We start from the raw sequence: 12,746 nt of genomic DNA, 5'->3' as shown, positions 1-12,746 counted from the left end.
AATTAAAATGCTACGTTGAGACCAAAAATAAAAGAACGGCTAAGCGGATATGCCCCAAAGTCAACACCCGGTGTCAAACCGCTTTTCATCGTAGAGACTTCCGGATCGAAACCTGAATACTTAGTCCAAGTCAAGAGATTATTACCGGTGGCATACAAACGCAAGTTCTTCAATCCTACCCTTGCAATCAGGTTTTTAGGGAATGTATATCCCAAAGTCACATTACTTAGTTTCAAATAGGAAGCATCCTCCACTGCCCATGAATGAATATAATTGTCTCCTTGTTGAGCATCATGATAAGCGGCTACGGTTTTACCAGCATTCAGAGCAGCCAGTTCTCCGGGATCTGTCACCTTCTGTCCATCCGAATTGATGGTCATCCAACGATTAGAGCTATTCATCACATCCAATGCGTTGTAGTTCAAGCTACCTACCTTACTGGTAACCAGTTTGGTCGCATTCAGCACTTCGTTGCCATAGCTGAAAGTCAGGAATATACTCAAATCAAATCCTTTGTAAGTAAAAGAGTTATTCAATCCTCCGTAGAATTTCGGTTGAGCGTTACCAATGACCGTTTTATCATTTTCATCAATCACATTATCGTCTCCGGTCAAGTTCTTAAACTTCCACATACCCGGACGAATCCGGCCTTTATCACCATGATAAGGTACTCCATCTTTCAATGTATAGGTCTGCGTAGAAGCATCATAATTGAAATCATCTACCTGATACAGCCCTTCGGTGATGTAACCATAGAACTGTCCTAATGGTTCTCCGACAGCAATACGATGAGTGTTTTGGTTAAAGCCGAACCTGGCTTCATAGAGTTGCACCGCCTCACCGGTCAATGCTTTCACTGAATTTTTATTGTGCGACAGCGTCAGTGTAGTGTTCCAACTAAACTTCTTTGTAGAGAAATTCACAGTATTCACAGTCAGTTCCACACCTACATTCTTCGTTTCTCCGGCATTAATCAACATACTCTGATAACCGGAAGAATAAGGCAACTGGGCGTTAAGCAGCAAGTTACTACTCCTATTTATATAGAATTCGGGTGAAATGGTAATACGTTGATTCAGAAATCCTAAATCGACCCCCATATTAAAAGTCTTGTTCGCTTCCCACTTCAGATCGGGATTCGGTATCTGCTTGGAAGCATAACCGGGAGTAAGCTGATCTCCCATAGCTGTGATGATGGAAGACATCAAAGCAAGGCTGTTATAACTACCGATTCTGTTGTTACCCGCCAAACCGTATCCGATACGGAATTTCAAGTCGGAGAAAACATTCAGTTTCTTTATAAAATCCTCTTCACCCACACGCCATGCTGCTGATACGGCAGGAAAATATCCCCATTTATTATTCTTACCGAATTTAGAAGAGCCATCCGCACGGAAAGTTGCGGAAAACAAATACTTATCGGTAAAGTCATAGTTGAGACGAGCGAAGAAAGAGAGCAGATTATCATCATAGTTTTCATCGGACGAAGCAACGGATGGAGTACCCAGACTCATATCTCCCAAAATGAACTCATCGGTAGGCAACCCACTGACACCGGATTCGAGCACACGAGTCCAGCGTTTTACAAATTCCTGTCCCAATTGTACTACCACTTTATGCTTCTTCTGAAAACGTTTATCATAAGTCAAGACGTTAGAGGTCTGAAAACTTCCGGTCTCCGTATTCCTGATAGAGCCGTAAATACCGCTGCGTCTTCCCATAATAGATTGGTCGCCATAGAAAAGCTCCCGGCGGTAAAGCTGATAACGCATACCCGTATTGTTGCGGAAAGTCAATCCTTTGATGATTTTGAAAGTCAGTCCGCCATTGGCTTGCAAAGTACGTGTTTCCTTATTATCTTTTTCTTCAGCGGCGGCAATCAACGGATTCTGCATCACGTTTCCGTCTGCATCGCTTAATACAGGGTCTTCTCCTGCCAACAAATCCGAGTCATTACCACGTATACCAATGGTAGGACGGTATTGCAAAATCTGAACCATTTTATTAAACTTTGCATCTACATTACTTCCGCCTTCATTCGTACCGTTTCCGGCAACACCTGCTCCATACACTTTCAGATAATCGAAGTTGATACGTCCTGTAACGGAAAGCCGCTTATTCACTTCGCTTTTCACGCTAAGCGCAATGTTATGTTTGTCGCTGCCGCTATATACCATCGCACCTTCATCCTTGAAGTAACCATAAGACATATTGTAGTTCAACTTATCATTGCCACCGTTGACACCTACCCGGTAATTTTGCGTAACGGTAGTGCGTCCCATCGTACGGTCCAGCCAGTCGATACCTTTACGATTACCATAGTTTTCATGAAGATCGACAAAACCACCATAACGGTTTTGCCATGACCGCATACTTTCCTCGGGATCAGTAGCATCTCCTAATGTTCTTTCATAATCCGCCAACACAAATTCCTCTACACTTAATACATCCAACCGCTTGGCAAGCGTACGCACACCTACATAAGAATCGAAAGTAAGAGTCGCTTTCCCTTCACTTTTCGCACCGCTTTTGGTGGTGATTACCACTACGCCATTCGCTCCCCGGGCGCCGTAGATGGCTGTTGCCGAAGCATCTTTCAACACGTCGATACTTTCAATATCGGCAGGATCAAGGCTGGCCATGCCATCTTCCGTCGGAAATCCGTCGATAATATAAAGCGGTTCGTTGCTTTGCGTAATTGATATACCGCCACGAACACGCACTGACATCGTAGCACCGGGCTGACCGTCTGTTTGTATAATCTGCACACCCGCCATACGTCCCGCTAAAGCCTGGGTTACATCAGACGAAGGAACTTTGAGCAAATCGTCGCTTCTCACAGAAGCCACGGAACCGGTCAGGTCTTTACGCTTTACTGTTGCATAACCGATAGCTACCACCTCATCCAACAATACCGACGCAGCCTTCATGGTCACATCAATCTGTTTTCTTCCTTTCACGGGTACTTCCATATTTTCCAATCCGATAAAAGAGAAAACCAAGACATCTTTCTGCGGATCACTAACGGTAATGGTGTATTTACCATTGATATCGGTAATGGTGTATTTACCATTGATATCGGTAATGGTACCCGTGTTTTGTTTTCCTTTCACGGTTACATTTCCTCCAATCACTTCCAAGCCTTCGTTGTCCACCACCTTACCGGTAACGGTCAAACTCTGGGCATAAATGCCGGATGCACCGACAAGAAGCAACAAAATGCAAATAATTCTACTTTTCATCATATTCTGTTTGTTATTTATATTCACTATGTTTCATTGTTTATCATTGATTTACTACCCGGGTAGATATAGGACTCCGGTCGGTCATTTCAACCACCCGATAAGCCCCGTCTATCTCATCGTAAAGCAACGAGGAACCCGTATATTGTCGAGAGTAAAAATTGCCATTCAACGCAGGATTGTCTGTTCCATAACTAAATACCGCCTGTTCGGTGCGATGACTCACTGCAAGTTCGGGTGCTTTGGAAGCATCCAAAACCGCTTTGATCGTCCAGTCGCCTACGTTAAAGGTATCACCGTCACGGTTGATAATAGGGACAGCCTCATCTCCTACCTGGATAATAGCCAGGAAACGGGTGGCAGAACAACCGTCAACCCGTGCAGTCAAATGCCACTGGTTGGGATACTCCGCTCCGGTGATGGCGGGCGGCACTACAAAACGGTCCGTTTGGGACAGCGTAAAAACATGTCCTCCAAAAAGCTGCGTCACAGCCATCCATCCTTTGGTTTTATTATTTGTAGACAACGTTTTCTTTGTCGCATCCATCTTAAATTCCGTAGGACTATGCAACAGCCACTCCCAGCGGACAGCCTCCGATGCTTCCAGTTCATCATACACAATCACCGTATGAGGATGAAGCATCAACACATGTCGGCGGTATTTAGTCAACGGGGTGGCACCGAATCCATTTTCCGGTGTCTGCTCAATACCTGCCTGCTTGAAGTAGCCAACCCACATCGGGTCATTGCTGATCCCTCTGTAAGCATGTGAAGCATCTCCCAAACAGTAACTGATATGCTGTCCGCCCATAGCACGCATCACACTGCCATAACCTTCGGTAGAATAAGGTTGTCCGATACCGTTTACCAATAGTGAATTATGCGCCTGCGTATGGCGATAGGACATCAGATTATGAGCATCGCTGAAATTCTGATAATAGCCCGTACTGCGATACACATCGACACCCTTATACAACAGGTTAAAAGCATTCTGGCTGGCAGTAGTGTGACTGCCGGACCCGAATGTACTGGAACGGAACGAGAGCGCAAGATCCTTTCCCGTATCTTCCGGGGCACTGTGCATGGCTACTTCACCAGCGTCTTTATACCATACCATTTTATCAGCCTCGGCAGGAAAAGCTGTATTGTAATCCTGCTCGGTGCACATCCGGTAAAGACGCAATTCATAATCCCGACGCAACAGGTCCTGACATTCTCCGGCATACCATCCGGCATAGGAATTACCCGTTTCACATGCCAGATAGTCAGCAAAGGCGGCAATCAGACGGTTGGGTTCACTCCCCTTTTCACTACTGTCACCAAAGCCGTTGCTTTTCGATCCCGGCGGGCAAGTATAAACCAACGAACGTCCGGCATTCTGATACCACGGATGTGATAGAAAATCGTACCGACTGATAAATGAAAGAAGAGACGGCATATACGCCAAAGTCAATATATTGGCACTGAAATAACCGATACCATTGTGCCATATACCGTCGCGATTGAAACCGGAAGCAGGAGCACGGGCTGTCCACAATTCATAATAATACTCCATCATGGGCAGCACTTCGGAAGAATAGGCCGGTTTGTCGTAAAGCGACAAAGCCACTTGAAAGAGGACACGCATATTCTGCTGCCAAAAATGATTATCAAAGAGATGGTTTTCCTGAAAACCGCAATTTACCTTGTAATAGTAACGTGCCACACGCATCATCAGTTCTTCGGCAGCAGTACGATCGGAAGCAGACAAGTTATTATAAAGCAGATCGTAGGCTGCAACAAGACACCATGCGATGTTGCTGGCAGTAAAGTTGGATGCAAAAAGTTGTCCATCAGCTGGGGGAGCGGCAATCAACGCTTCGAGAAGCTGACGCAACTTTTCGGCATAAATTTCTTTTTGGGTCAGGTGATAAGCCTGATAAAGATAAGTGGCATGTTGCCGGAGCTCTTCTGCACGGCTATATAAATCAGTCATTCCGGTGTATTCGGCTTTCAATGCCTGTGAAGCACGACTTTGTAGTTCTGCATATTCAGGGTGTGAAGTGACACGGTTACGAGCCTCTCCGATACGGTCGTCTAAAAAACAGTAAATACGAGGATGCAGACGGGGAGCATTTGCTAAGAATGTCTGAAAAGGAGGTGTTACAAATTCCGGTGTATCATTCTTTAATTCGAAACGATAGATAGCACTCCATTCACCGGGCGTAGTTCCATTAAGATTGGTGGAACGAAAGCGCCAATACCATGTGCCGACCTCCAAACGACGATGAAGATTATACATACACCATTCCTGCGGTTCGGAAAGTAGCGTTTCGGAACTGCTGAAATCTTCAGTACGTGAAAGGGAAAATTGCAGTCTTTCGCCCGTCTTCATGGCTTGAGGAACAATAAGAGGAGCAGGATTCAGATACAATTCATTATCTGCTTTGGGATAAGGTTGCGTCCGTATCTTATCCTGATAGGCATCGGGAATTCCGGCAGGCATCTCTGGCTGCGTACTGTCCGGTTCGGGCAGCGAGTCAGATGTACAGCTACAGAACAACTGTACCATGAACAAAAGAAAAACCGATAGGCGAAATGTGGTGTGCATATTATTTTCTTTTCTAGGTATAAGATTAGAGGGCTATTTTCAAAAGTTTCAATGTAAGAAGAAGGTAAAGCGGGACGGGGGTTCCCACTTTCCTTGAACTTCTATTGAGTAAGGTCGATTATTCAGTGACTATTTAAAGATTGTAATCATTGGGCGGCAAAGAGCTTTCTGCGAACTACCAGTAACTTTCAGACTACTTGCTTTTGCATCCAGCACCTGCTTAGTTGTTTTATCCACATTAATGATTACACCGGAAATATCTTTACTTCCATTAACCGTACAAGAGGCATAATATACGGACTCAATAGGATCCCGGTCAAACATTACACCATTTTCAAATGCAAATTCCGGCATTTCTCTGAAAGCTTGTCCACCAGTGGGCTCTACCTCTCCTATTTTAAATAACATTCCCATGAATTCACCTAATTGATCCACTGTAGGAATATACCATGAACTCAAACTTTCACCATCAAGCGGATGTTCATTCACCCAGCTATTATAAGTTGTCATAAATGCAACTTCTCCAATACCTGTAAGTAAAGCATCTGTAGCCTGTGTTCCATTAGTTACAGTTGCATCTGTTGTAACTAAAGAGCTCATTGCGGCATTATTAAGAACCTGACGACCAGTCGCTACATTCTCAATCGCTACCGCATATCCGGCAATTGTCTTGCCCTGAAGTGCTACAGGATAATTAGCCGGCACATCACTACCGATAGCCTCCATTTTGAAAACAATACCGACAGCATCTGCTGCATCACGTACCACTTTACCTTCAGCATTGATATAGCTACCAACTTTCATTTCCAATGCTTCATAATCCGGATCCACTCCTACTTCAATGTCAAAGTTGCCATCTCCGATTTCAAATTTAGCCATAATCTGCATATTAGCGTCCAAAGGTAATGTATTTGCCGGTATTTTAATCTCTTTACTATATCCGCCACTCAATGCCATGGTTATTTCTTCTGTAAATTTACCTACATTTGAAGGAGCAAAAAAGAAATTAGCGAACCAATTGCCATCCGCAGAAGCAAAATTTGCATTTGTATAAGTCACAGGAGTCGTAGCAGAACATTTACCCTCTAAAATATCATATCCGCTCAAAGCGTTATATTTTATTTCCAGTTTATTAGCTGCCGCAGCTACTTCCGGATTCTTCGGTTTTACGCTCACATTAGCAAACGGCCGCTTCAATGTCACACTGGCATTACCAATCGTTTCCAATTTTCCGCAGAAAGCGTCGCTGGCTGCCATCAACGCATCATTAGTCAGATCGAATGATGCAGTATTATATCCTACTACTCTCAAATCAGCAGTGTTATATACTTTATTAGCGGCACCGCTTTCCGGTACATATTCAGCCCAAAACAATGCTTTCGACACTTCTTTTTGTTCATCTACAGAAATAGTGAAAGATACCTTACCGTCTGTAACCGGTTTAGTTACCTGATCGCCTATCTTATTGCCATCAGCATTCAGTAATTGCATGATACATTGCATCGTATAACCGTCAGGAATGGTAACCGCACGGCTAAAGACGTTATTTACAGGAGCCTGTACAGAGATAGTAACAGGAGCATTGATTTCTGTTCCGTTGTCCGAAACGATTTCTTCTTGTCCACAGGATGCAAAAAGCACTACGAACAAAGCCATTAGCGAATAAAATAAGTTCTTTTTCATGATCTTAATTGTTTTATGGTTAAGCAATTCTTAATTGATTTGTCTATTTTATAATTCTCCAAGGTCTACCTCCAGATCACCGTCATAATCGGGATCGATCCCTATTCCTCCATTGGCATCGGAAGTCAGGAAGTTACCGCGTACCGTTGTGTTTTTGCCCCGTTCACAAGGAATACGGAAAGCAGCAGTACGTGCCAGCACTTCATTCTTCTCATTCAAGATTTCGAGCTCTACAGGAATGGAAACGGTTTCTCCGGCATCGGTCAACACATAGTCGAATCCCAGTATCAGTTCTTTCGTACCATCGGCAGGGCGTTCAAAGGCCACTTTATATTCCATGTACATGAGCGAGTTCTTGGGTACATCATCCCACAAATTGTAGCCGGTAGGCAAATAATCACTGTACTTCACACGAGCGGTAAAACTTTCACCTTTCAGTCCGCCTGTGGACAGTTTATTGAGAAACGTCGCTACATCTTTAGCCACCAGTTCATAGCGTGCTACGGGGCGATACAGTTCAACGTCAAGACTTGTTTCAGCTCCCCAATGATTGCGGAAAGAAGTCAGGTCTGCCACAGCAGAAGCTGCAAAAACATCTTTATATCGGCTATTCCCTATATACTTTCCGGCAGGAAGGATAAAAGCCAGATTCTTGGCATCGTAGATAAGTCCCTGTTCCGGTGTCTCCGCATTCACATAATCGGCCCACACCAGGATGCGGTAATTACGGGCGTGCAGCTTCATACTAACAGACAGACTGGCACGGTTAAAATCCTCTTCATATACCGTTTGCCGTGCCGCCACCTGTCTATCCAGATAGGCTTCTACGATGAAACGACGCAGATAGTTGGTTTCCGACGCACGGGTGATGGTCACCGGTGCTCTTTCTGCCAAACTTAGATTCATTGCCAGATTAAGGTTGAGTGTTACAGCTGTCGGGTCCACTCCCAGTTCTCCTTCGGGAGTCATTTCCGGTTCTTCGTGCAGGCTGCATCCATTCACCAGCAAGGTGATGAACAACAAGAAAGTGCACTGTGCCAGTATATATAAATTTCTTCTCATATTGTTATCTTATTTATATGTATGTTCCTATCTAAGGTTAGAAGCGGTAGACCAACGATGCTCCCACACGGGTTATCCCCCAGTAATGACGGACACGCGTATCCAGCTGTGCGCCGTTGTCTACATTATAATAGGTGTTATACTTCATGTTGGCATATCCCACTCCCAGATTAAATTCCGCTCCCCAGTGTTTGGAAAGAGGGAGTTTGTAACCGTAGCTTATTCCGGCTCCCAACAGCGGACGATCAGTATCTTGATAACGGTCATCGTTCCACTTTACGTTAAACCATGCCACGTGGGCGTGTAGTCCGACAAAGTGTCCCCGTCCTGTTTCATTTCCTATCCACCAGCGGGCTTCAGGTTGCAATGCTACCGTACGCACGCCGTGCTTATCCCCCAAGTCCCACAAACTGCAAGTCAACGGCAACTCTACCGTGATCTTTTTATGCACCTGCATTTCCACGGCAAGGTTCAGCAAAGCACAAGCATCATATATTACATTCGTTTTCAATGCCAGATAGCGTTGACCATCAAAGGCAGTCGCTTTCTTTCCTGTATTCTCTTTGCCGGATTGGCGTTTATCCTCCTCCTTTTTTGAAGAAGTCGCAACTGCTGTTTCCTGCTTTTTCCCGCCGGGCTTGTAGACCGTAGTTTCCTCCGGAGCTGCCGAAGTCTGTACACGGGGCTTACCGGGAGTCTGTGCCGACAAGACGGTTATGCCCGATAATGCAGCCAACAGACATATAGTTCTCATATTAAAAGTAGAGTGTCTCATATATTCGTATCTTTCATGTTCATTGATCAGATTTCCAGTTCGGGCACTGTATCCCTCATTACCGTTTCGTACCCATCCTCATTGATGACAGTAGCTTCACCTTTATAAGTGATATTCACCTTCTCTTGAGTGCTGCGGATAAAGAATGAAGGAGCACCGTCGGATTTCAGGTTAACACTGATCAGCCATCCGCCCACTTTGATACGTCCGTCGGACAAGATTTCGGGATCTTTGGCAGGATATTTCAGTGCATGTGTATTGATGACAGTGGCAAAACGATATACTTGTGCCTTTTCCGATGTAGCGGTGAAATGCCAGTGATTAGGATACTTCTTGAACACCCCTTTGTCATCAGCACGTAGCCAGTTGACTGCCGGATAGAAAAAACGGCTCGTCGTATCTGTCTGCAATGTTCCGGTGGAGAAAAGATAAGCGTCTGATGCTCCTCCGCGGTTCGTGGCTTGAATATGCACGAAGCGATGATTCGATTGATCCACTGTCATGGGATTTTCTGTGGTATGCAGCAAAAAACTCCAGTTTACAGGTTCGTCTGCCACGAGTTCGTCATAGATAAAGATGAGTCCTGTCTTTCCCAAATTGACAATATGACGGCGGAAAGTTTTCACATGGTTCTCATCCCAGCCATTTTCGGGCGTATAATGCACCTCCGACTGTTCGCCGCGTGTCAGCCAAAGCGGTGAAATCACTTTTCCGTAAGCATTGGAAGCATCACCCAGCACATACCCGATCTTCTCGCTGGCATAATAACGGGGAATCCATCCATATCCTTCCGTACCGATACGTTGTCCCATACCGTTCACCAGAATCGTATTGTGAGCACGCGTGGCACGATGGCACAACATACTATGTACGTCGGTAAACTCAATGTGGTGTCCGCTACTGTAAAATAATGGTTTTCCACCATAGAACGTATTGAAAGCATTCTGATTGGCAAGTGCATGAGAGGTAGAACCATAAGGGCTTGACCGGAAACTCCACATCGCATTTCCACCTACTCTGTCCCAGTTCGTCTGGAAAGAGGCAAGTCCTGTTGCGGGGAAGACGTATCCTGCAGGGAGTGCTGTCAATCCTTCACCTTCCGGCAGAAGTTTATCACATTGCAGGCGGAACCAGGCAAGATCACCGGGCTTACTCAATAAGGCTTTCTTCATATAATCCGGTTCCACTTTCAATGTGCGGCGTACGAAATCAGCGGCATACGTGTTTCCGGTAAGGCGTGCCAGCGCATCCAAATAGCCTATACGGATGCTGTTGGGACGTCCCACATTCTGATGCGAACTTCCGTTTCCTCCGGATTTGGAAAAAGGAGGTTGCTGGAAGATGGTATACATGATATTTCCCTGATACCAAGGATCGGAAAAGAAGTCGTAACCGGTCAGTTTGCTATAATAGTAAGGCACTTCTACTAATGTACGGGTGTTGACCGTAAAGTAAGAATCGCCATTGTGCCAGCCACCGTCTTTGTTCAATCCGGGGAAACGTGCCAACCATACGTTATAACAGTAATCCACCCATGTATCGGCTTCGGGCAGATCGCCATATACACTGAATGCCGCCATTGTAAGGATGCGAAGTGTCATCTGCCACACATGATTGTCGGCGATGTGGTTCTCCATCCGGTTATTAAAGTTCTCATACATTTCACCACCTTTATTTTTGATGGCTTCCAGTAATGCTTTCTTTTGTGATGTATTCAACCGGTCGTAGAAAGAATCATAAGCCATAGAGCAGAGAGACAATAAGCTAGAAGCATTAAAATCTCCTTTCACATTCTTATCTTTATCCCAGTCGGCCATGATAAATACCCGTTTGATGGCTTCGTCAGCATATTTAGTATCCTGCGTCAGCAACCAGGCCCGTATCAATGCTTCGGTATTGCCTTCTTCCGCATCGATGATGCGACGGCTTTCACGAGTGAGGTATGAATTTATCTGCATCTCGTTCTTCAGATTCTTCACCTGCGAGACATTAATATCTTTCACTGATTTCATTGGAGTCTGAAGTACCTGATCTGCACGCTCAAGATACCATTGTCTTTCTGCCTTTTGTTTGCTGTGATTTATAAAGTCCTTCCATTCGTTCTTCATGATCCACACACGCGGATGGTCGGCAGGTAGTTTTGCCAACACAGTTTTCAATGAAGGCGGACAGAATTTGCACGGACGATCTTCTACGGTGACTTGCTGTGTGCTTCCCCAAGTCACTTGTCCGTTTTCTACATAACCGAACTGCCAGTACCATACCCCCGGCGCAAGCGGTTGTTCCGGATTATAGAACGGCCAACGAGTTTCCACCTGAACAACTCCGGACTTCAATCCGGCATCCTGCGAATAACGTAACCGATAGGTAATCTTCGTTTTATCTACCTTCTTTACTTTGTGTTCGAATCCATCCAACGGACTGTCCTGCGAGTTCATGTCCGAACGGAGCGGCCATTGGAAAGAAACCGCACGGTCATTTACCACCGCTTTATCAAGAGGATAAGGAGTGGCACGCATTTCATGCATCAACGTTGTTTCCGTCAACTTGATGACTGCTTGTTTTTGCGCATGTGTCATCTGTGCAGCCACAGACAAGATTACGAATGAAATCAATAATACTTTTTTCATGATATCAAATGATTGGTTTTTCTGTAGGCAAATGTAGATAAACCGTCCGAAACGGAACTTTCAATTCATTTCTTCCTTCTCTGATACTGTCTAACAGGACTTTGTTTTCGTTCATTTCAACTTAAAATTCGTCCAAAACAAGCGTTACAGGAGGCTACAAAGAGGGTAAAAGGGTAAAATAGCCCCCAAAACGGAATGACTGGAATTGATAGAAAAATGAAGGTTATTAGTTCTTGTTTAGGTTTTCACCACAGAGGACGCGGAGGACACAAAGGTGAATTTGGTTTATGACTTACGGTGGTGACCCTAATTTTGATGCGTAATCCTCCTACCATAAAGTTGAAAAAATATAAAAACATCTGCCACCTGCAACCAAACGCGTGTAATACACTAGTTGACAAACAGTTGTATCGTTGCAGATACTGTTGCAGATAGGTTGCAGATCAAAGTATCTGCAACACAGTATAAGCCTTGCATAAGCCAATTCTCCAGGAGGGCAGTAAGCACTCATTGTATGGCTCTTGTTTATCCTATCAGTCAGTTTTACCTTTGCACAGAACTTAAAATTTTATTCTTATGGACTCTACTGATTGTTTTTTAGAGATTCTTTCTGCTTATCAGTCATCCGACAGTGGTTGCCAAGTCTCTCTTTTGGAGTATTGCCATCGTTTTGGCGTTGATTATTATAAATTCCTTGGCTGGTATCGTCATTACAAGTGTCAATTAACTAACCCCACTTCCCCTTCCGGTATGCAGCTGACTCC

Annotated in this window: 6 protein-coding genes and 1 pseudogene; 1 reads left to right on the top strand and 6 read right to left on the bottom strand. The window is 44.7% G+C overall.

Going from position 1 to position 12,746, the window contains the following annotated elements; genetic code table 11:
• Nucleotides 1-2: 2 nt before the first annotated feature.
• From HMPREF0106_RS21170 to HMPREF0106_RS21195, 6 genes are all read right to left on the bottom strand, one after another.
• Entirely contained in the window at nucleotides 3-3,245 is a 3,243-nt protein-coding gene (locus HMPREF0106_RS21170) for a SusC/RagA family TonB-linked outer membrane protein (protein ID WP_032850998.1), read from the bottom strand.
• Nucleotides 3,246-3,285: 40 nt separating this feature from the next.
• Nucleotides 3,286-5,832 carry a DUF4962 domain-containing protein gene (locus HMPREF0106_RS21175; RefSeq protein WP_009038979.1) on the bottom strand — a complete coding sequence of 849 codons (2,547 nt, stop codon included), beginning with the start codon at nucleotides 5,830-5,832 and terminating at the stop codon, nucleotides 3,286-3,288.
• Nucleotides 5,833-5,961: 129 nt separating this feature from the next.
• Nucleotides 5,962-7,515, bottom strand: coding sequence for a hypothetical protein (locus HMPREF0106_RS21180; RefSeq protein WP_009038978.1), 1,554 nt, complete (start codon nucleotides 7,513-7,515; stop codon nucleotides 5,962-5,964).
• Between the two features lie 48 nt (nucleotides 7,516-7,563).
• Nucleotides 7,564-8,577 (bottom strand): DUF6562 domain-containing protein, encoded by a 1,014-nt coding sequence (locus tag HMPREF0106_RS21185; RefSeq protein ID WP_008641870.1) that lies wholly within the window; start codon nucleotides 8,575-8,577, stop codon nucleotides 7,564-7,566.
• 37 nt (nucleotides 8,578-8,614) lie between these two features.
• Nucleotides 8,615-9,352, bottom strand: coding sequence for a DUF3575 domain-containing protein (locus tag HMPREF0106_RS21190; RefSeq protein ID WP_009038977.1), 738 nt, complete (start codon nucleotides 9,350-9,352; stop codon nucleotides 8,615-8,617).
• 26 nt (nucleotides 9,353-9,378) lie between these two features.
• The gene (locus HMPREF0106_RS21195; RefSeq protein WP_009038976.1) at nucleotides 9,379-11,982 is read right to left on the bottom strand and encodes a DUF4962 domain-containing protein; all 2,604 of its coding nucleotides are present in this window, start codon (nucleotides 11,980-11,982) and stop codon (nucleotides 9,379-9,381) included.
• 576 nt (nucleotides 11,983-12,558) lie between these two features.
• Here HMPREF0106_RS21195 and HMPREF0106_RS25625 point away from each other — a divergent pair.
• Nucleotides 12,559-12,746: pseudogene (locus HMPREF0106_RS25625) on the top strand (hypothetical protein); the annotation flags it as partial.

Origin of the sequence: Bacteroides sp. D22 (assembly GCF_000163675.1) — a bacterium.
GTDB classification, from domain to species: domain Bacteria; phylum Bacteroidota; class Bacteroidia; order Bacteroidales; family Bacteroidaceae; genus Bacteroides; species Bacteroides xylanisolvens.
The sequence above is the reverse complement of the archived record's forward strand: the minus strand, read 5'-3'. Positions and strand labels throughout refer to the sequence as shown.

Bases quoted from the DNA above. Each gene is read 5' to 3' on its own strand.
- HMPREF0106_RS21195 (WP_009038976.1), bottom strand. From the start codon at position 11,982: ATGAAAAAAGTATTATTGATTTCATTCGTAATCTTGTCTGTGGCTGCA.
- HMPREF0106_RS21190 (WP_009038977.1), bottom strand. From the start codon at position 9,352: ATGAGACACTCTACTTTTAATATGAGAACTATATGTCTGTTGGCTGCA.
- HMPREF0106_RS21185 (WP_008641870.1), bottom strand. From the start codon at position 8,577: ATGAGAAGAAATTTATATATACTGGCACAGTGCACTTTCTTGTTGTTC.
- HMPREF0106_RS21180 (WP_009038978.1), bottom strand. From the start codon at position 7,515: ATGAAAAAGAACTTATTTTATTCGCTAATGGCTTTGTTCGTAGTGCTT.
- HMPREF0106_RS21175 (WP_009038979.1), bottom strand. From the start codon at position 5,832: ATGCACACCACATTTCGCCTATCGGTTTTTCTTTTGTTCATGGTACAG.
- HMPREF0106_RS21170 (WP_032850998.1), bottom strand. From the start codon at position 3,245: ATGATGAAAAGTAGAATTATTTGCATTTTGTTGCTTCTTGTCGGTGCA.